Origin of the sequence: Corynebacterium sp. HMSC061H03 (assembly GCF_001838215.1) — a bacterium.
Taxonomy (GTDB): Bacteria; Actinomycetota; Actinomycetes; order Mycobacteriales; family Mycobacteriaceae; genus Corynebacterium; species Corynebacterium jeikeium_D.
In genome coordinates this window covers 92,590-114,056 of record NZ_KV836073.1, presented here as the reverse complement: position 1 = coordinate 114,056, position 21,467 = coordinate 92,590, and the positions used below count along the sequence as shown (strand labels likewise).

The following is a 21,467-nucleotide window of genomic DNA, read 5'->3' as shown; positions in this document are numbered from 1 at the left end:
TGGAAGCGGAGCTGGAAGCGGAGCTGGAAGCGAGGAAGAAGCAGTATGAATTTTATCTTCACTCATTCTTTTCAAATGAGAACTTTTCTAGATTCGAACCATTAGGAAACCTCAGCGATATTGGGACTGGAAGTAGAAATAGCAACGAAGCACAAGAATCCGGGAAATACTGTTTTTACACACGAGGCCAAACTATTAAATACTTAGATAAATATGATTTTGACGAGATTGCAATCATTACCGCAGGCGACGGTGTAGGAGTGGGGAAAGTCATCCATTTTATGGATGGAAAATACGCACTCCATCAACGTGCATATCGAATTCATCCAACTTCTGATGCTATTATTCCAAAATTTATTTACTACTTTATGCATGCGCAATTTCTCGAATATATGGAGCGTAAATCAGTTCATGCGTCGGTAACTTCCGTCAGAATGAAGATGCTCGTCGAGTTCCCAATCCCCATCCCTCCCCTCGAAGAACAGCAACGCATCGTAAATATTCTCGACAAGTTTGATGCACTCGTGAACGACCTCACCTCCGGTCTGCCTGCCGAGATTGAAGCTCGCCGGAAGCAATACGAGTTCTACCGGGATCAACTACTCACGTTTAAGGAGCTTTCGGCATAAACCAGGGAGGCATCGGAGAGTCCCAGCGGAACGCCGGACTTCCCTCGCTCCATCAGGTCAGCGATACTTCCGCATTCATCGCCCACCTCCGGATTGTCAGATTAGGTAGTGTCTAATCTGACAATGATTTCGGTTCCTACAGGGACCTTGACGGATTAGTGAGCCGATACCTGCGCGATCGGCCGTTGCCAATGGCAGTGACAATGCCGGCTTCTACCATGACGTCGATACAGGCCTTCACTGTGCCGCGGGAGCTTCCAGACAGAACCATGAGGTCACTTGTAGCGATATCCCCAACCTCACACAGCCACAACATCGCTGCTTTCTGGAGTTCATCCTGATCGGTGGTGAGGTACCGCGCAGGCAAGAATGGCGTCGGTTCAGCTTTGCGCAAGATTGCTCGGCATGCTTCGCCAAGCACCCACACTCCAGCATGGGGGACAATCAGCGGTTCACCCAGTACCGTCGTTTGTCGGGCTGCATCCAGGGCATTGTGAGCCGATTCAGGCCCGGCTTGCAGCCCACGCGCTACTTCCGCAACCGTGACAAATGGGCGCTGAAAAAGCAAATACAACACGATTGCAATGCGGTAATCTTCCTGCCGTGCTTGAGGGATTATCCTTGACATCAGCTCAAGAACGGGCAGCACGGGGCTGCCACCCACCAAAGTCGTTTCCACAAACGGGCCCGCTACTTCTTCAATGGTGGGCGGCCGATGCCCCAGGGCAATCATCGATTGGTACATGCGATCCACCCCAACACCCTGCTTGTCTACGAGCCCAATTGCGCGATACACATCAGCCAGAGCGGGGTAACGAGCAGAACGGTTACTTAACACATTGTTTTCGGTGATTGCTCCTGGAAAACCACCGGGGCTTCGCACAATCAAGGTGCTGTCGAGCTCAATCCATCGCACATCAATGGCTTCACTTCGATTCCAATCGCGATGAATCATGGCATTTAGCATCGCCTCACGCACTGCACCGCGTGGAATCTCTGGTACCGGCTTATGTACGAACCCCTCCACCACAGTGTTGTTTTTATTCACCACATTCAGAGCCTGCTCTATGTACGCAAGCTGCTCAAGACACGACTTCTCAGGTTCCGGCACTACTCTGTTAAGCACCTGACCACCGTGAACATCAAAGATGCTGAGCTCAATAACCGTACGCCCTGCCGAAGTAAATAGCTGCTTTCCTGCCATTGATAGGAATCCATTGGCATCAAGAGCACCAATGCCGTGCAGCACTTCTTGGTCGGTAAGCTCGGCAAACACTGGGTCCCATTTCCTGGCCAATGCCAGGGCACCGGGACGGACATCGGAAAGTGTTGCGGCACTAACCTGTGCCATTGAATCAAAGCCGTCCTGCGCACGCCGATACTCCCACCATTCCGACCGGGCCACCGGCTTGCACGAATCACCAACACGCCAACGCAGCCTGTTCCCAGTATCTTCAACGGGTTCAGAGGCTGCCGCAACATAGATGACAAGCACTCGCTGGCCCTGCACACGCTTTTCGACAACATCAGGCGCAATATCAATCCGGCTATAGATAGCCTGCCGCAACCAATCTATGTCCAGTTCGGTACCGATAATCCGCCCTGTTTTATCCTCGATTCCAACAATCAAGGCACCGCCACCAGGAGTATTGGCCATGCAGGCCACTTCGTCGGCAAGTTTGTCGGCAGCTGTCGGATTCTCCGACTTACCAGGTTCAATCTGGGAACCTCTACGTCGGCCAGCTTCCTCTTTGAAATCAATCGACTGGGTCTCTTTGGTTTTACGCACACAATCGTCGATTGCCGACTCCAAAATAGCGTCAACTTGAGCTATCAGCTGCTCCCGGCGAGCTTTCATTCCCGGCAAAGTCGGAGCCACAGCGAACCACCACCTGGGGATTGTTAGATTAGAGCCCCCTTATTCTAACAGCGGTTGTGGTTTTTGTGGGAACCTTGGTGGATTAGCTGCACGACCCCGTGCTACCCCGGACTCTCTAAGATAGAGACTCATAAAAGTAACGCTTCAAATTAACACTATGGAAAAGGTGCTGGCAGCATGAACCAGGACGGCGTCGGCAAGCGACGAGTAACCAAGTACGACCCGATCGCTGTCGGTGAGCAGAGCACCGTCGTAGCGGAGTACCAGGCCGAGGAGCGCACCTCAGAGGACTACCAAACCGAGGCGCAACTGGAGCAGGAACTCATCGACATCCTCCAGTCGCAGGCCTACGACTACCTGCCTATCCACAGCGAAGCAGACCTCGTTGCCAACCTTCGCCGCCAACTAGAAACCCTCAACCACGTCACCTTCAGCGACGCGGAATGGGAACGGTTCTATCGCACCTGCATCACCAGCGCCAACGACGGAATCAAGGAAAAGACCCGTCGTATCCACGAAGACCACATTCAGGTTCTTACGCGTGACGACGGCACGAGCAAAAACATCCGACTGCTGGATAAAGCAAATGTCCATAACAACCGGCTGCAGGTCATTAACCAGTACGAGGTGGAAAAGGACGAAGGTGGTGCGAAACACTCCAATCGTTACGACGTCACCATCCTGGTCAATGGCCTTCCCATGGTGCATATCGAACTCAAGCGCCGTGGCGTGGAGCTGCGTGAAGCCTTTAACCAGATCAGGCGCTACCAGCGCGACTCTTTCTGGTCTGGTGACGGTTTGTTCGATTATGTGCAGCTGTTTGTCATCAGTAACGGCACTCTGACCAAGTACTACTCCAACACCACCCGTGAACTGCACATCAAGGAAACGGGAGGAAAAGGCCGCGCGGCGCGCGGTGCTAAGAGCTTTGAATTCACATCGTGGTGGGCTGACGCAAACAACCAACCCATCCGGGATCTTGTTGGCTTCACTAAGACATTCCTGTCCAAGCACTCGCTTCTCAATATTCTGACCAAGTACTGCGTCTTCACCGCTGCGGAAGAACTACTGGTGATGCGCCCATACCAAATCGTCGCTGCTGAGAAGATTCTGCAACGAGTTGAGATTTCCAATAACTATCGTGAACGCCTTGGCACCACGGAGGCTGGCGGCTACATCTGGCACACAACCGGTTCGGGGAAAACCCTCACCTCATTCAAAGCCGCACAGCTGGCTAGCAAACTTTCGCATGTAGATAAGGTTCTCTTCGTCGTCGACCGTAAAGACCTCGACTACCAAACCATGCGTGAGTACGACCGCTTCCAAAAGGGCGCTGCGAACTCCAACACCTCGACCGCCGTGCTGAAGAAGCAGCTGGAAGACGACGACGCATCCATCATCATCACCACAATTCAGAAGCTGTCGAACTTCATCGCAGGCAACAAACACCACGATGTCTACGGCAAGCACGTGGTCATCATCTTCGACGAATGCCACCGCTCCCAATTCGGTGACATGCACACTGCCATCACGAAGGCGTTCAAGAAATACAACCTCTTCGGTTTCACCGGAACGCCCATCTTCGCCGACAACTCCACCAGCGGAACCAAAGCCAACCTCAAAACCACCGAGCAGGCTTTCGGCAAACGACTCCACTCCTACACCATCGTTGACGCCATCAACGATAAGAATGTCCTGCCCTTCCGGATTGACTACGTCAACACCATCTCGGTTGGAAGCGTTAAGGACAAGGAAGTCGCAGGCATCGACACCGAAGGCGCACTCCTGGCGGAGCCACGCCTGAAAAACGTCGTCGACTACACGCTCGAACACTTCGCTCAGAAAACAAAGCGGGAAACCTTCTACGAACACCGCGTTGTCGAGAACGTATCCGCCTCAGCAAAGGCCCGGCACCGCGGTCGGATTAAGGAAATAAAGAAAGAACAACGAGTTCGTGGCTTCAACGCTATCTTCGCCACCGCTTCTGTTGAGGCTGCCTACACTTACTACAACCTCTTCAAAAAAGCGCAAGTATCACTGCCAGAAGCAGAGCGCCTGAAGATTGCCATGATTTACTCATTCGCACCAAATGAGGCCGAAAAGGATGAGTCACCGACGATTCCGTCGTCAAGCGAAAAGAAAAGCGATGCGGCAGCTACTGCCGTGGCCGACGAGGCAGGCCTGCTCCGTGAAGAAGGCATGGAGCCCGAGCAGCTACCCAAGGTTGCGCGCGATTACCTGGAAGCGGCGATTGCCGACTACAACGGGTATTTCAAGACCAACTACGACACCTCCGCCGAGAAATTCCAGAACTACTACAAAGACCTCTCCCTGCGAATGAAGAACAGGGAAGTCGATATGACCATCGTGGTCAACATGTTCCTCACCGGATTCGACGCCACTACCTTGAACACGCTGTTCGTGGACAAGAACCTGAAATACCACGGGTTGATTCAGGCATTCTCGCGTACCAACCGAATCCTCAATTCCGTCAAGACGTACGGCAACATTGTCTGCTTCCGAGACCTCGAAGACGCCACAAATCAGGCGCTGCGGCTCTTCGGCGATACCAAGGCGCAAAGCGTGGTACTGCTTAAGCCCTACGCTGAGTACTTTGCCGAATATGCCAAGCTAGTGAAGCGACTGCTCCAGGAATACCCGCTGGATAAGGTCATTGTTGGCGAGAAGGCGAAGAAGGAGTTCATCAAGCTCTTCGGCGCGATTCTGCGTGTCCAAAACATCCTGACTTCCTTCGACCAATTCGCTGATGACGCGCTGTTGACGCCGCGCCAGGAGCAGGATTACCGCAGTATCTACCTCGACCTTTTTGCGGAATTCCGTACTGAAAGCGACGGGGACCGGGAGTCCATCAATGACGATGTCGTCTTCGAGATGGAGCTAATCAAGCAGGTCGAGATCAATGTCGACTACATTCTCATGCTCGTCGAGCAATACCGTGAAACCCACGGCAGCGACGAGAGAGAAGAAATTCGTGCCCAGATTTCTCGTGCTGCAAACTCCAGCCCATCGCTGCGGAACAAGCGCGACCTGATTGAAGAGTTCGTCAGCACCGTGAGCCTGACACAGCCCGTTGATGAGCAGTGGGAGGAGTTCATCAGGACCAAACGCACGGAAGAACTCAATGCGATCATCACGGAAGAAAGACTGCGGATGCCCACTGCGCAATCTTTCATTGAAGAGGCGCTGACCACCGGCATTGTCAGCACGCTTGGCACCGGAATTGTTCGAGTTCTTCCACCAATGTCGCGGTTTACCCCAGGTAATGAGCGTGAAAAGGTCAAGACGCGGGTGCTGCAGCGCATCCAGGCCTTTGTCGAACGCTATCAGAACTTGGGGTTCGCCGAGGATGATGGAGAGGCGGCATGATGGTTGCGGGCGGACGTTTGCGGAAATTCGACTTTTGCCGGTCTGCCTCCGCGACTCTGCGCCCCAAACTACTTATGTAATTACCCCCGGTTTCTCCCATAACCGCAGGTAAATGACTGCAACGGATCATCTTTCTCCCCAGTACCCCTCAAATCACCCCCGGCAATCCGGCATTCGTTATAGAGTGACGCACGACACTTTACGACGAATCTGTGAGGTAAAAACACATGACTTCCGCCACCATTCAGCCGGGCGGCGAAGCCTTCATCTACGAGGCAATTCGCACCCCGCGCGGCAAGGGCAAGAAGGACGGCTCCCTCCACGAGGTACGCCCGGTATCACTTCTCGTCGGCCTCATCGACGAAATTCGCAACCGCTTCCCGGAGCTGGATGAAGAACGCATCAGCGACCTCATCGTTGGCTGCGTCAGCCCGGTCGGCGACCAGGGTGCGGACATTGCCCGCACCGCAGCACTCACCGCAGGCCTGCCGTACCGCACCGGCGGTGTCCAGATCAACCGCTTCTGCGCTTCCGGCCTCTCCGCCATCAACTTGGCTGCTCAGAAGGTCCGCTCCGGCATGGACGAGCTCGTCCTCGCCGGTGGCGTCGAGTCCATGTCCCGCGTGCCAATGATGTCCGACGGCGGCGCAATGGCAATGGATGCACAGGTCTCGTTCGCAACTGACTTCGTCCCGCAGGGTATCTCCGCTGACCTGATTGCATCACTTGACGGCTTTGACCGCGAGTCCCTCGACGAAATGGCAGCACTCTCCCACGCCCGTGCCGCAAAGGCTTGGTCTGAGGGCCGCTTCGACCGCTCCGTCGTCCCAGTCAAGGACGCTAACGGCCTGACCATCCTCGACCGCGATGAGACCATCCGCGAAGGTGTCTCCGCAGAATCCCTCTCCGGCCTGCGCGCAGCCTTCACCATGATGGGCGAGCAGGGTGGCTTCGACGCAGTTGCACTGAAGAAGTACCCGCAGCTTGAGCGCATCAACCATGTCCACCACGCAGGTAACTCCTCCGGCATCGTCGATGGCGCTGCGCTGACTCTGGTCGGCTCTGAGAAGGCCGGCGCAGACATGGGTCTGACCCCGCGCGCACGCGTTGTCGCCACCGCCGTCAATGGTGTCGAGCCGACCATCATGCTCACCGGTATCGAGCCGGCTGTCCGCGAGGCTCTGGCCAAGGCCAACCTGACGGTCGACGATATCGACGTGTGGGAAATCAACGAGGCGTTTGCCGCCGTCGTCAAGCATGCTCAGCAGAACTTGGGCATCGACTACGACAAGCTCAACATCAACGGTGGCGCAATGGCCATGGGTCACCCGCTGGGTGCAACCGGTGCCATGATCACCGGCGCCGCAATCGACGAGCTGCACCGCACCGGTGGCCGTTACGCCCTCATCTCGCTCTGCGTGGCTGGCGGCATGGGTGTTGCAACCATCATCGAGCGCGTCTAAAGCAAACCGGAACGAAACTCACAGCGACAATTACCGCGGCCACACCGCGATAACCACAAAGGACTGACTGATTTATGAGCACAGATAGCATGTTCCGGTGGGATCAGGACGACGCCGGAATCGTCACCCTCACCATGGATGACCCGAACGCACCGGTCAACACCATGAACAAGACTTTCCAGGACGACATCCGCGCCACCGTGGAGCGCCTGGAAAACGAAATTGGCGACGGCTCTGAGACCTCCATCAAGGGCATCATCATCACCTCTGCGAAGAAGACCTTCTTCGCAGGCGGCGACATCAAGCAGATGTCCAAGGCCACTGAGGACGATGCAGCTGACATGTTCAACATGGTCGAGGACATGAAGGCCTCCCTGCGTCGCCTGGAGAAGCTCCCGGTGCCGATTGTTGCCGCCATCAACGGCGCAGCACTGGGCGGCGGCCTCGAGGTCGCGCTGGCTGCTAACCACCGCGTTGCGGCTGATGCCCGCGGTTCCAAGATTGGCCTGCCAGAGGTCACCCTCGGCCTCCTGCCGGGTGGCGGCGGTGTCTCCCGCGTCGTTCGCATGCTGGGTATTCAGGACGCGCTGATGAAGGTCATTCTGACCGGCGCGCAGATGAACCCGGGCAAGGCCCTCGCAGCTGGTCTCGTTGACGAGGTTGTTGCTCCGGAGCAGCTCATTGACACTGCTCGAGCATGGCTGACCAGCGAAGATGCCAAGGCCGCACAGCCGTGGGACGAGAAGGGCTTCAAGATTCCGGGCGGCGACCCGAAGACTCCTAAGTTCGCAATGAACCTGCCGTCCTTCCCGGCAAACCTGACCAAGCAGCTCAAGGGCTCCCCGATGAAGGCTCCGCGCCTTGCGATGCAGGCTGCCATCGAGGGCTCTCAGGTCGACATCGACACCGCACTGCGTGTCGAGTCCCGCTACTTCACCGAGCTGGTCACCGGCACTCAGTCGAAGAACATGATGCAGGCGTTCTTCTTCGACCTCAATCACGCTCAGGGCGGCGGCTCCCGTCCGTTGCAGGCTGACGGCACCCCGTACCCGAAGCGCGAGTTCAAGAAGGTTGCCGTTGTCGGCGCCGGCATGATGGGCGCAGGTATTGCATACGTGTGTGCAAAGGCTGGCATGGAAGTTGTCCTGAAGGACATTTCCCTGGAGAACGCCGAGCGTGGCAAGTCCTACTCCGAGGGGCTGGAGGCCAAGGCTCTCAAGCGCGGTCGCACCACTGAGGAGAAGTCCGCAGCACTGCTGAACCGCATCAAGCCGACCGAGTCCTACGACGACCTGTCCGACGTCGATCTGGTCATCGAGGCCGTCTTCGAGAACACCGACCTCAAGCACAAGGTTCACGCCGAAATCGAGGCTGCGGTTCCGGAGACCTGCATCCTGGGCTCCAACACCTCCACCCTGCCAATCACCGAGCTGGCTTCCCACGTCAAGCGTGAGAAGGACTTCATCGGTCTGCACTTCTTCTCCCCGGTGGACAAGATGCAGCTGATTGAGATCATCTCCGGCGACAACACCGACCCGGCAATCCTCGCCGCTTCGCTGGACTTCGCTGTTGCAATTCGCAAGATTCCGATTGTCGTTACCGACTCCCGCGGTTTCTACACCTCCCGCGTCATCGGCACCGTCATCAACGAGGCCCTGCGCATGGTTGCCGAGGGCTACGACCCGGCCATCATCGAGGCCGCTGGTCGCCAGGCTGGTTACCCGGCACCGCAGCTCCAGCTTGCCGACGAGCTGAACCTCAAGCTCATGGAGAAGATCGCTGGCGAGACCCGCGCTGCCGCCGAGGCCGCAGGTCAGACCTTGGACGAGGGCGGCGTGCCGGCTCTGGTCGAGGCCATGCTGCACAAGTTCGAACGCCCGGGCAAGCTCGAGGGCAAGGGCTTCTACGAGTACGTCGACGGCAAGCGCTCCGGTCTCTGGCCGGGCCTGTTCAACGAGCTGCGCGAGGAGCTGAACATCACCCCAATCGCTCCGGAAGACACCGACCTGCAGGAGCTGGTCGACCGCATGCTCTTCATCGAGGCCATCGAGACTCAGAAGTGCGTCGACGAGGGCGTTCTGCTTCACGACGCCGACGGCAACATCGGCTCCATCTTCGGTATCGGCTACCCGGCCTGGACCGGTGGTACTCGCCAGTTCATCAAGAACTACGACGGCGCCACTGTCGTCGACCCGGCTGCAGCTCACCCAGAGCGCCGCGGTGTCGCAGGCTTCGTCGAGCGCGCCGAAGAGCTGGCCGCTAAGCACGGCGAGCGCTTCAACGCTCCGGAGTCCCTGAAGAAGTAAGTTTCTTCGCGCATCCACCCCAGTTGCTGGAATTGTTCCAGTAACCGGGGTTTTCTGCCTTCGAGGCCCTGCAAGGCGCATAGCACCGCTGAACGCACGAGCGCGGCAACACCTGTAAGGACATCCCCGTTAAACTGCGCACATGGCTAGAAACGTCGTTGATCTGCCCTCCGCACTGCCTGAACTCGCTATCGACCAGCAGGGGTTTGACGCCCCATCGCCGCAGCTAATCATGCTTAACGACGAACTCGCGACCCAGCTCGGTCTCTCCCCACAGTGGCTCCGGTCAGACGCTGGCCTGAAGTTCCTCACTGGCCGCGGAGTCGGCAAGGAAACCGATACCCCACCCGGCGCATACACAACCCCGGTGGCCACGGCCTATGCCGGCCACCAGTTCGGCAACTTCGCAGGCCTACTCGGTGATGGTCGCGCGCTCTTGCTTGCCACTGTTGAGGCTGAATCGGGGCTAACTGGACTGCCGGATTACCCCAAAGAGACAACCCGCAGCGACAACACCCAGGCCTACGAGATTCAGGCGAAAGGCACCGGCCCCACACCCTTCTCCCGTGGCGGTGACGGCAAAGCCACGCTGACCTCCGCCCTGCGGGAGTACCTCATCAGCGAAGCCATGTATGCGCTCGGCATCCCCACCACCCGCGCGCTGGCGGTCATCAAAACCGGCGAAGAGATTTACCGCGGCTCGCAAACCCCATTCGACAACACCGACCCCACCACCGAACTTCAACCGGGCGGCATTGTCGTGCGCGTAGCATCCAGCCACCTGCGAGTTGGCACGTTCGAGCTGGTCGCACGCTCCGGAGCGGACACCGGAATCATGGACCGGCTCATCGACTTTGCCGCGCAGCGGCATGGCTACGAGGGTTCGGCGGAATCGGTTCTCCGGGACGTCGTCAAGCGGCAAGCCAATCTCGTTGCGGCGTGGCTGGCCTGCGGTTTTGTCCACGGCGTGATGAACACCGACAATGCCAGCATCGCGGGCGAGACCATCGACTTTGGGCCGTGTGCGTTTCTGGATGCGCACGATCCGCGGGCGGTGTTTAGCAGCATTGATCGCGGCGGTCGATACGCGTTCGGCGCGCAGCCAACAATCGCGGGGTGGAACATGTCGAAGCTCGCGGAGACTTTGCTACCGCATTTCGCAGGCACCCCGGAGGATGCCCTCACACGCGCCCGCGACATCCTGGGAGAATTCGCCGACGAGTTCACCGATGCGCTCAGCCGCAGGTGGCTGCCCAAGTTGGGGATTCTCCCCTCGCTTTACGACGACCCGCTGGCCATCCCCTTGGTACAGCAGTGGCAGGCGTTGCTGGCGAAGTTTGGGCTCGACCACACGAATGCTCATCGGGCGCTGATTGAGGTTCTGGCCGATGGTGGTGGGGATACAGTTGCTGCGTTGGCTGCGCTGACCAGGCTGACCGCTGATCCTGCGTTCCCCGCCGCCGCGGCTGAGTGGGGACAGTTGTGGAAGCAGACGCGGGAGGAGCTGGGAATCGACCGGACGACGGCCCTGGCACTTATGGAGGAAACGAATCCGCTGTATATTCCGCGAAACCACCTGGTCACGGAAGCGTTAGCGGCGGCAGGGGCGGGGGATCTGACCGACTACCGGCACCTGCTGGAGGCGGTAACCAACCCCTTTGAGTCGCAAGACGTCCCAGCGGAGTTCACGGAGCCGGCACCGCGGGAGTTGGGTGCTTTCCACTCGTACTGTGGGACTTAATGCGCTGCCTCTCCGCCTCCTCCAAAGTCCACTTCCTCTTCCAAAGCCCACTTCACGACACAGGTGTCACCTCGTGCCAGCTGTGGAGGTGGCATGAGGTGACACCTGTGTCGTGAAGTCGCGGATGGGGCCGGACAGGAGCCCGGCGGTGGGACAGCCAGAAATTCAGCAGCCCCAACCCCTGCGGGGGTGCCAGGATGTTACAACGTTGCACCACTGCACAGGATTAACTCCCCAATCGAGGGTAAAAGACACCGTCAAATAAGGGATGGTTCGCCTGATTAATACTCATATGTTTTTTGGGCTTGTATGGTTAGAGACTGTATTGAACGGTCGTATCCAAACCTTAGAGCCCACCACACCCAAGTTGTCACCACCACCATTGCCTATGCAGGTGGGAGGTGGGTATCTAAGTCATTTGGAGTGAGCCGATCACCAAATTCATATCGCCTATCTGGCAGAATCTAGAAAGGCTCGCGATGCATAGACCCGTTGCCTCCGGCCTCTTCCACACCCGGCAGAAACTCCGGCGGAAGCTCCGACAGCGAGAGAAGTCCCGTGCCACAAAACTGCACGCAACAACGCTCAGCGGAAAAGGAAAGTTCACGCTGCATGTCCGCCAGATCCTGGCGGCTTTGCTGGTAATCGCCTTGCCAGGAAGCGCGCTCGCTGCCTGCAGCACTGACCAGCAACAGGTCGGCGCGGGGTTCATTGTGGTCCAGAACTCGGAACCGCAGTCGCCGCTGTACACCACTGACACCAATGAAACCGGTGGTGGCGATATCCTCCGCATGCTCTACTCGGGTCTGGTGCGCTACGACACCGACGGCTCGATGATCCTGGATCATGCGGCAGAAATTAAGCCCAACGAGGACTCGACCCATTTCGACATCACGCTGAAACCGGGCTGGACCTTCCACAACGGCGAACCAGTCACCGCGCAGAGCTACATCGATGCCTGGAATTACGCTGCCTACGGACCGAACCTGCAGAAGCAGCAGTCCTTCTTCGCCAACGTGCAGGGTTTTGATGCTGTTTCGGGAGAAAAGGCCACGGAGAAAACACTCTCCGGCCTGAAAAAGGTCGATGACCTGAGGTTCACCGTGGATCTGACCAACCCAGATTCTTCCTTCCCGCTCAGCCTCGGCTATGTCGCGTTTATGCCGCTGCCGAAGGCCGCGTTCGAAGACAAGAAGGCTTTCGGTGAACACCCAATCGGCAATGGACCGTACAAGATGGCCGAAGGCCGCGCTTGGCTGCACAACAACCAGCTAACTGTGGTTCGCAATGATGACTTCGCCGGTGAGCACAAGGCCCGTAACAACGGCCTGGTATACCGCTTCTACTCGGACGTGGACACCGCATATGCAGACCTCCAGGCCGGCCGCCTGGACACGCTACCACGCACAATTCCACCAACGGCTCTCGCCAGCTTCCAAACCGACTTCCCCGACTCCAGCGCAAACGTCCCGACCTCCTCTTCGCAGTACTTCGCAATTCCGCGAAATCTGCCAGGTTTTTCGGGTGAAGAGGGCAAGCTTCGTCGTCAAGCGATTTCCATGGCGATTGACCGGAAACTAATCACTGAGAAGATTTTCTTCGACACCCGCACCCCGGCGCGCGAGTTCAGCTCGTTGACGCTCGGCGACCTTGACCCGAACGTACCTGGCCAAGAGGTGCTGGAATACAACCCGAAGAAGGCCCGCCAACTGTGGGCCGAAGCCAACAAAATTGCGCCGTTTACCGGCTCGTTCGACATCGCCTACAACGCCGACGGCGGACACCAGCAGTGGGTCGAAGCGGTGACCAACATGATTGGCGAGACCCTCGGCATCGATTCCCACGGCAAGGCCTACCCGACCTTCAAGCAGCTGCGCGATGAAATCTCCAACGAGACCATCACCAGCGGCTACCGCACTGGCTGGGCAGCTGACTACCCATCTGTGGCCAACTACATGATCCCGCAGTTCGTCACCGGTGGTTCCTCGAATGACAACCACTACTCCAATCCGGAGTTCGACAAGCTGATTCAGGAGGCGGCCTCGGCAAAGAGCGCAGACGATGCCAAGCCAATTTATGTCAAGGCTCAGTCTGTGCTGATGGAGGACCTGCCAGCGATTCCGCTGTGGTACCCCAATGCTTCGGTGGCGTGGAACCCGAAGCTGCGCAATGCCGTAGTGATGTGGGACGGCATCTTGGACTACCCGATGATTGAGAAGGACTAGCACCATGGGTTGGTATATCGGAAAGAGACTCCTGCAGATGGTGCCGGTATTCTTCGGTGCCACACTGCTGATTTATGCAATGGTCTTCGCCATGCCAGGCGACCCCATCGCTGCACTGGCTGGCGATAAGCAGCTGCCACCGGAGCAGGTCGCAGCACTGCGCGCCCACTACCACCTGGATGAGCCTTTCCTCGTCCAGTACTGGGAGTACCTCAAGGGCCTGTTCACCCTGGATATGGGCGAGACCTTCTCCGGTCGCTCGGTCGGCGAGGAAATCGCGCTGGCCTTCCCTATTACAATTCGCCTGGCTCTGATGGCCGTTGCCATTGAGGCCATTTTCGGTATCGGCCTCGGCGTTATTGCCGGTATGCGCAAGGGCGGCTTCTTCGACTCCACCGTTCTGGTGATGTCCCTGCTGGTTATCGCAACTCCGACCTTCGTGCTCGGCTTCGTGGCCCGCTACCTCTTCGGTGTGCGCTGGGAGATTGTCTCCCCCACCGTTGGTAGCGATGCCTCCTTTACCTCCCTGCTGCTGCCGGCATTCGTGCTGGGTCTCGTCTCGGTTGCTTATGTTCTGCGACTGACGCGCTCCGAGGTCTCGTCGGCACGCCATGCTGACTTCGTACGCACTGCCCGCGCCAAGGGCTTGCCAACCTCTGAAGTCACCCGTCGCCACATCTTGCGCAACTCGCTAATTCCCGTTGTGACCTTCATCGGCGCTGATCTCGCGGCTCTGATGGGCGGCGCAATTGTCACCGAGGGCATCTTCAACGTGCCAGGTATCGGTGGCCTGATCTTCCACGCCGTCCAGATTGGTGAAGCTCCCACCGTGGTCAGCATCGTGACCATCCTGGTGGTTATTTACATGTTCGCCAACTTGCTCATCGACTTGCTCTACGCAGTCCTGGATCCGAGGATTCGTTATGCCTAAGCCAGATTCGACGCAGTTAGATTCGACTCAGCCAGAAAAGCAGGCCAACGCCGTGCATACCGGCACCGCGCAGGCCAACACCGCGCAGGCCCCCGCCGCACAGGCGACGAACCCCGACCACAAGCAGTTGCCGGATACCCCACCACTGGGGCTCTGGGGTTCGGCCTGGCAGAACCTGCGTTACCGCCCACTGTTCTGGGTTTCCGCATTCATTATTTTGCTCTCCATCGCAGTGGCCGCATTCCCGTCGCTGTTCACCTCTGTGGACCCGACGGCGGCAAACCTGCGTGACTCGCTGGCCCCAGCCCGCGACGGCCACCCGATGGGCTTCACTCAGCAGGGCTACGACGTCTACGCCCGTGTCATCTACGGTGCCCGCGCCTCGGTCATCGTCGGCATCGGCGTCACCCTGGCCGTGACCGTGGTGGGCATCATCCTCGGTGCCATCGCTGGCTATCTTGGCGGTTGGGTCGACGCGGTGCTCTCCCGCATCACGGACATGTTCTTTGCCATCCCCCTGATTCTCGCCGGCATCGTGCTGATGCAGCTGTTTACCGAACGCACCATTTGGTCCGTGGTCTTCGTGCTCGCTGCTTTCGGCTGGCCGCAGATGGCGCGCGTGGTGCGCTCCTCGGTGATCTCAGTGAAAAACGAGGAATACGTCACCGCCTCCAAGGCGCTCGGTCTGTCCAGCACTGGCATTCTCTTCCGCCATGTGCTGCCGAACTGCCTCGCCCCTGTCATCGTCATGGCCACGACCTCGCTGGGTATTTACATCGTCGCCGAGGCCACGCTGTCCTACTTGGGCATTGGCTTGCCGACGACCACCGTTTCCTGGGGCAACGACATCTCTGTCGCACAGCAGGTGCTCCGCCAGGCCCCGTCCAACCTGTTCTGGCCAGCACTCGCCCTGGCGATTACCGTTCTCGGCTTCATCCTCATGGGTGACGCTTTGAAGGATTCTCTCGACCCGAAGGAGCGTCGTCGATGAGCACCGACACCAATACTTCCGCAGCGCCCATTCTCACCTTGAAGGATGTCTGCATTGGCTTTCCGACGACCACAGCGTCCGGCCGCCGCAGTAAATCGTTGACCGATGTGGTGCATGACGTCAACCTGGAGGTTTTCCCCGGTGAGACGGTCGCCATTGTCGGCGAGTCCGGCTCGGGTAAGTCCACCACTGTCCACGCCGCGCTGGGGCTGTTGCCCGGTGATGGTGAAGTCACCGGTGGCACCATCACCTTCGATGGCCGTGACATCACACACCTGACCGACCGCGAGTTTGTTAGCATCCGCGGCAACGGCATCGGCCTGGTTCCGCAGGACCCGATGACCAATCTCAATCCGGTGTGGACCGTCGGTTCCCAGATTAAGGAGGCGCTGCGCGCTAACAACATCGCCACTGGCTCTGAGGCCCACAAAAAGGCGATTGAGCTGCTGGAACAGGCCGGCCTGCCAAACGCTAAGAAGCGCATCGACCAGTACCCGCACGAGTTCTCCGGTGGTATGCGCCAGCGCGCGCTTATCGCGATGGGCTTGGCCGCGCACCCAAAGCTGCTGATTGCCGATGAGCCCACTTCCGCTCTCGACGTGACCGTGGCGAAGAAAATCCTCGACCACCTCGACAAGCTCACTAGCGAACTCGGCACGTCCGTGGTGCTTATTACCCATGACCTCGGCTTGGCTGCCGAGCGCGCTGACCGACTCGTCGTTATGCAAGCAGGACGTGTCGTGGAGACCGGCCCTGCCCTGCAAGTTCTCACCCGCCCGCAGCATCCATACACCAAGCAGCTAATCGCGGCGGCTCCATCGCTGGCTGCCCGGCGCGGTGATCGCGTGGTGGCGGCGCCGACGACATCGGATGCGGACCAGAAGGAGATTCTGGTCGCGAAGAACTTGGTGCGCGACTTTGCCATCCGCGGCGACCGTCCGTGGCGCAAGGATTCCTTCCGCGCCGTCGATGACATCAGCTTTACGCTGCGTCGCGGTCGCACCATTGGAATCGTGGGCGAATCCGGTTCGGGCAAGTCCACTGTCGCCAACATGGCGCTGGGGCTGCTCGATCCGACCGAAGGCGAAGTGCTTTTCGACGGCAAACGCGTCCAGGGCCGGAATCGTAAAGAGGAGCTGGAGCTGCGGCGTCGCATTCAGCCGATTTTCCAGAACCCGTATGCGACGCTGGACCCGATGCGCACGGTGCATTCCTCCATCGAGGAGCCGCTGCGGATTCACAAGATTGGCACCAAGAAGGAGCGTGAGCAGCGCGTATTCGAGCTTCTCGACCGCGTCGCTCTTCCCGCGGAAATGGGGCGCCGCTTCCCCGGTGAGCTGTCGGGTGGTCAGCGTCAGCGTGTGGCGATTGCGCGTGCACTGGCCCTGAACCCTGAGGTTGTGGTCTGTGACGAGGCGGTGTCAGCACTCGACGTGGTGGTGCAGGCTCAGGTGCTCGAACTACTCGCCGAGCTGCAGGAAGAGATGGATTTGGCCTACCTGTTTATTACGCACGACCTCGCTGTGGTGCGGCAGGTGGCTGATGAGGTCATCGTGATGGAGCACGGCAAGATGGTTGAACACCGTCCGACCGACGATCTCTTCGATCACCCGGAGAAGGAATACACCCAGCGGCTGCTGGACGCCATCCCTGGTGCGTCGTTGGATTTGGATCTGTAGCTGGGCGGTGGCCTGTTTCCCCAGGGCACTTCGCTCCGCCCCCCTTCTGGGCCACTTCACGACACAGGCGTCACCTCGTGCCAGCTGTGGAGGCGGCATGAGGTGACATAGGTGTCGTGAAGTCGCGAGGAGAGGCAGGCAGGCGAGCGGGAAGGCGGGAACGTGCAGGCGGGCAAGCAAGAACGGGCAAGCAGCCGGCTGCTACTCCTCGTCCAGCACCATGCGATAACCGACCCCCACCTCAGTGCGCAAGTACTTGTTGTGAGCCTGCTGAGGCTCAATCTTGTGGCGCAGCTGGGAGATGTAAACGCGCAGGTAGTTGGTCTCTTTTTCGTACTGGCCACCCCAGACGGCCTTGAGAAGCTCCAGTTTGGTCACCAGTTCGCCACGATGCTGCACCAGGTAGACCAGGATGTCCCACTCGCGCGGGGTCAGATGCACGAGCTCGTCCGCCACGAGAACTTGCCGTTTGGCCAGGTCAACCATTAGATGACCATCTGCGGAGGTCACCTTCGGCACCTCTTCGACCACTACTTTGCTAGCACGCCGCATGGTTGAACGCAGCCGAGCCAACAACTCCCCCATCGAGAAAGGCTTGGTGACGTAGTCATCGGCCCCTTCATTGAGGGCGTTGATTTTCCCCGCCTCGTCGTGACGTGCGGAGACAATCAGCACTGGAATATCGCTCCACCTGCGCAAAGAACGCAGAACTTCCAGGCCACTGACATCGGGCAAGCCCAGATCCAGGAGAACGGCGTCGGGCTTCCACTCGCTGACCGCGGCTAACGCCCGCGTGGCCGTTTGCGCGACACGTGGCTCGTAACCGCGGGCTTTTAAACTGACAAGCACAGTGCGGGCCATGGCGACATCATCCTCGACGATGAGTATCTTTCGCCCGGGTTTGTTGCCAGCCTGACCAGCGGGTTGTCCTGAACTGAGATTCATGGAATCCTACTTTCTCTCGCCCATTGCACGCGGCAACGTCAGCACGAAGGTAGCACCGCCGCCGGGTGTCTGTTCGGCGCGGATGGCGCCTCCCATGGCGTCGGCAAAACGCGACGCGGCGGCAAGTCCCAGACCAAGGCCCTGAGATTGTGCCGAGTAGTCGCCAAGGCGTTGGAACGGTTGAAAAATCTCCTCCAACTTATCCTCCGGGATGCCCTTACCGTGGTCAATGATCAAAATGTCTATGCATGCGCTCGCAGCGATAGCACCCAGCGAGCCCATAACCGGCATGTCGGCGGGACCGCGCACACCGCGCTCGCTGGGCCGCGTACGAATGGTCAGGCTCGACTCCGGTGCGTACTGACGGCCGTTGATGACGATGTTGGAAACAATGCGCTGGATCAGCCCAGGATCGCCTTCCACCATGCAGGCGTCATGGTCAATATCGCGGTCAATGTGACCTGCGGCTTCCGGCAGCTCCGCACATACCGCGTCCACAACATCGGAGACGCTAACCGGCACACTTTCCACCCGCTTGGTGCTGGAGTCGATGCGGCTGGCATCGAGTAGGTTGCCAATGACCACCTCTAGGCGGTCAGCGGAACTCTCGATTGTCTCCATGAGGATGAGACGCGTTTCGTCGTCAAGCTCGACGTCCTCCATGTTCATGCTGGAGATCGCAGCCTTGATGCTGGCCAGCGGTGTGCGCAGGTCATGTGAAACGGCGGTCAGCACCGCGCTGCCCACGCGGTTGCCCGCCTCGAGGGCAGCGGTGGCGCGGCGCATCGCGGCGATTTCCTCCATGTCCATGAGCGCCCGGATGCGGGAACCGTGAGCCGCAATCATGGCAGTCTCAGCGGCGGTGAGTTCACGGCCACTGAGCACAAAGCGCAGGTCATCGCCGGAGCTGACCTTAGTCATCGGCAGCTCTGTCGGCCACGGTTCGGACAAGCCGTGTTCGGCGGTGGTGACAATGGTCAACCACTTCTTGCGCTCTGAGGAGTAACGCTGCACGTCCACGCGCTCCATCGAGAACGTATCCGCCAAGCTGTGGACCAGGTTGGACATGTTGTCGCCATCGTGGACGACACCGTGTGCCAACTCGGACATTACGACTGCCTGATGCAAACTCCTGTCCGCCATCTCGCGGCGGCGCTCGGAACGCTCCACCACCGTCGCCACAGCTGCCGCAATCACACCGAAGAGCAGGATTTGAGCCAAGCTGGCCGGCTCGGTGATGGTCAGTGTTCTCACCGGGGCGGTGAAGTACCAGTTTGCCAGAATTGAGGAGACCACCACTGCCGCCAGCGCTGGCACCAACCCTGCCGCCATAGCGGCGAAGACTATCGGCATCAGATAGGTCAGCAGCAGTACGCCCAGGAACTCCGGGCCGGTGTCCAGCTGGTAGAGCAGCAACGTCAGTAGCACTGGCCCCACCAGTGCCAGCAGCCAACCGGTGATACGTCGCTCCTTGGAAAAGCGAGAGCGCAGTTTCTTGCGCCGCTTGGCTTTCTTCTCTGAGCTTGAGGAGATGATGTGCACATCGATGGGCCCAGCCTGGTCGATGATGCGCTGCGAGGTACTTAAGCCCACGTAGCGCCGCAGTCCTCGCTCCGAGCCAATGACCAGCTGCGATGCATTGACCGTGCGGGAGAACTCCAGCAGAATTCCCGGCACATCATCGCCCACGATGGTGCGCCACTGCCCACCCAGCGACTCGGTGAGATCCTGCAGCTTGCGCAGCCGACGCAGATACCCGCGGTCAAGGCCGTCGTCCTCGCCGGTGATGTGCACGACAATCATCTCGCGGCCGGCCACGCGACCGGTCATACGAGCACCGCGACGAATCATGGACTCCGCGTTCTCATCATCGCGCACGGCCACCACGACGCGCTCACGCGTGGTCCAGTGGTCGTCGATCTCCTCGTCTTCGCGGTAGGCATCGAGCACCTCCTCGACCTTGTCAGCCAGCCACAAAAGTGCCAGCTCACGCAGGGCGCTGAGGTTGCCCGGGCGGAAGTACTTGCGCAGCGCTAGTTCCGCTTGCTCCTTGCGGTAGATTTCGCCGCGAGACAGGCGGATGCGCAGGGCGTCCGGGCTCAAGTCGATGAGCTCAATCTCGTCCGCATCGCGGAGGACACGGTCGGGTACCGTCTCCATCTGGCGCACGCCGGTGACGGCCGCAACGACGTCGTTAAGCGATTCCAAGTGCTGGATGTTCATCGTCGAGATGACGTCGATGCCTGCGTCGAGAAGCTGGTAGACATCGTGCCAGCGCTTGCGTTGCTGAACGAACTCGTTGTCCGGCTCATCGGTAACGACGGTGTGCGCGAGCTCATCGACGAGGGCGACCTCGGGACGCATCTCGATAATCGCATCAACATCCAGCTCACGATAGGTGTTGCCGCGGTAGGACACCTTTCGACAATCCAACACTGGCAGGCCTTCGATGAGCTTCTTCGTCCGCTCGCGACCGTGGTGTTCCACCAGACCAATGACTACCTCGTGCCCACGGGAGTACAGATCGTGCCCCTCGCTCAACATGGCGCACGTCTTGCCCACGCCCGGGGCGAACCCCAGGTAGACCTTCAGTTTTCCTCGCTTGGCCATTTCTTACAGACCTTTACTTGCCATACTTTGCCCAATCGCAGGATGCTTACTGTCCGTCTGTCAGAGCGGCGTTCAGCTTTACGACGTTGACCAGTCGCCCACCATCCTGCGAGCCCTGTTCCGTCATTGTGTTCTCACTATTTTCAGAGATTAGACGCTCCACCTCAGCCTGTGGCAGGTTGCGCTCCTTGGCCACGCGCGGTGCTTGCAGCTGTGCGTACTTCTCGGAGATATGCGGATCCAGACCGGAACCGGAGGCGGTGACTGCCTCCACCGGTACCTGGGCCGGGTCGATGCCCTCGCGGGCAGCGACATCGGTGCGGCGCTGTTCGATTTCAGCCTGGAACTCCTTGCTATACGGCGACACGTTCGATGCCGAAGACGACATCGCGTCGTAGCCATTATCCCCCGCAGCAGACGGGCGCGGGTAGAAAAATCCCGGCTTTGTCACTTCTTGGGCAATGAGCTCCGAGCCCTGGGCCTTGCCTACGGAGTCATACATCATCGAGCCATCAGCGTTATCGGACCAGATTCGCCCCACTACCCAGATTGCGGCTGGGTACAGCAGGCCGATAACCACGGTGAGCAGCAAATATGCCTTGATCGTGGTGGATACCAACCGAAAGTTCTTGTTCATGTCCTTCTCGATTCTTTTCACATGTTGCGAGATGCCAAGTGCTG

General features: G+C 58.9%; 13 protein-coding genes. 9 read left to right on the top strand and 4 right to left on the bottom strand.

The window, feature by feature from the left end; translation table 11 throughout:
- A partial coding sequence (locus HMPREF2787_RS06455; protein WP_210401200.1) for a restriction endonuclease subunit S occupies positions 1 to 629 on the top strand: 629 nt, incomplete at its 5' end.
- A gap of 136 nt (positions 630 to 765) precedes the next feature.
- On the opposite strand, the gene HMPREF2787_RS06450 is transcribed toward HMPREF2787_RS06455, so the two are convergent.
- The gene (locus HMPREF2787_RS06450; protein WP_070858824.1) at positions 766 to 2,487 is read right to left on the bottom strand and encodes a DUF5635 domain-containing protein; all 1,722 of its coding nucleotides are present in this window, start codon (positions 2,485 to 2,487) and stop codon (positions 766 to 768) included.
- Positions 2,488 to 2,685: 198 nt separating this feature from the next.
- On the opposite strand from HMPREF2787_RS06450, the gene HMPREF2787_RS06445 reads away from it, so the two are divergent.
- The 8 genes from HMPREF2787_RS06445 (at position 2,686) to HMPREF2787_RS06410 (ending at position 17,231) form a co-directional block, all read left to right on the top strand.
- Positions 2,686 to 5,895, top strand: coding sequence for a type I restriction endonuclease subunit R (locus tag HMPREF2787_RS06445; protein ID WP_070858823.1), 3,210 nt, complete (start codon positions 2,686 to 2,688; stop codon positions 5,893 to 5,895).
- A gap of 227 nt (positions 5,896 to 6,122) precedes the next feature.
- Complete coding sequence (locus tag HMPREF2787_RS06440) at positions 6,123 to 7,358, top strand: acetyl-CoA C-acetyltransferase (protein ID WP_048734356.1); 1,236 nt, start codon at positions 6,123 to 6,125, stop codon at positions 7,356 to 7,358.
- A gap of 74 nt (positions 7,359 to 7,432) precedes the next feature.
- Entirely contained in the window at positions 7,433 to 9,664 is a 2,232-nt protein-coding gene (locus HMPREF2787_RS06435; RefSeq protein ID WP_070858821.1) for a 3-hydroxyacyl-CoA dehydrogenase NAD-binding domain-containing protein, read from the top strand.
- 142 nt (positions 9,665 to 9,806) lie between these two features.
- Positions 9,807 to 11,405: a protein adenylyltransferase SelO family protein gene (locus tag HMPREF2787_RS06430; RefSeq protein ID WP_070858820.1), complete on the top strand. Its 1,599-nt coding sequence runs from the start codon at positions 9,807 to 9,809 to the stop codon at positions 11,403 to 11,405.
- Positions 11,406 to 11,884: 479 nt separating this feature from the next.
- Entirely contained in the window at positions 11,885 to 13,630 is a 1,746-nt protein-coding gene (locus tag HMPREF2787_RS06425; protein WP_070858818.1) for a peptide ABC transporter substrate-binding protein, read from the top strand.
- 4 nt (positions 13,631 to 13,634) lie between these two features.
- Positions 13,635 to 14,561 carry an ABC transporter permease gene (locus tag HMPREF2787_RS06420; protein ID WP_016421610.1) on the top strand — a complete coding sequence of 309 codons (927 nt, stop codon included), beginning with the start codon at positions 13,635 to 13,637 and terminating at the stop codon, positions 14,559 to 14,561.
- Positions 14,554 to 15,552 carry an ABC transporter permease gene (locus HMPREF2787_RS06415; protein ID WP_049171781.1) on the top strand — a complete coding sequence of 333 codons (999 nt, stop codon included), beginning with the start codon at positions 14,554 to 14,556 and terminating at the stop codon, positions 15,550 to 15,552. The genes HMPREF2787_RS06420 and HMPREF2787_RS06415 overlap by 8 nt, the downstream gene beginning before the upstream one ends.
- Complete coding sequence (locus tag HMPREF2787_RS06410; RefSeq protein ID WP_070858816.1) at positions 15,549 to 17,231, top strand: dipeptide ABC transporter ATP-binding protein; 1,683 nt, start codon at positions 15,549 to 15,551, stop codon at positions 17,229 to 17,231. The genes HMPREF2787_RS06415 and HMPREF2787_RS06410 overlap by 4 nt, the downstream gene beginning before the upstream one ends.
- 201 nt (positions 17,232 to 17,432) lie before the next feature.
- Here the strand turns inward: HMPREF2787_RS06410 and HMPREF2787_RS06405 are convergent, their stop codons facing one another.
- Genes HMPREF2787_RS06405 through kdpC form a run of 3 tightly spaced genes read right to left on the bottom strand, consistent with a single transcriptional unit; the run spans position 17,433 to position 21,423 of the window.
- Positions 17,433 to 18,176, bottom strand: a complete 744-nt coding sequence (locus HMPREF2787_RS06405) for a response regulator transcription factor (protein ID WP_070602356.1) — start codon at positions 18,174 to 18,176, stop codon at positions 17,433 to 17,435.
- 6 nt (positions 18,177 to 18,182) lie between these two features.
- On the bottom strand, positions 18,183 to 20,786 hold the full coding sequence (locus HMPREF2787_RS06400; protein ID WP_048734314.1) for a sensor histidine kinase: 2,604 nt from the start codon (positions 20,784 to 20,786) through the stop codon (positions 18,183 to 18,185).
- Between the two features lie 46 nt (positions 20,787 to 20,832).
- Positions 20,833 to 21,423 carry a K(+)-transporting ATPase subunit C gene (kdpC, locus tag HMPREF2787_RS06395; protein WP_070858814.1) on the bottom strand — a complete coding sequence of 197 codons (591 nt, stop codon included), beginning with the start codon at positions 21,421 to 21,423 and terminating at the stop codon, positions 20,833 to 20,835.
- Positions 21,424 to 21,467 lie beyond the last annotated feature (44 nt).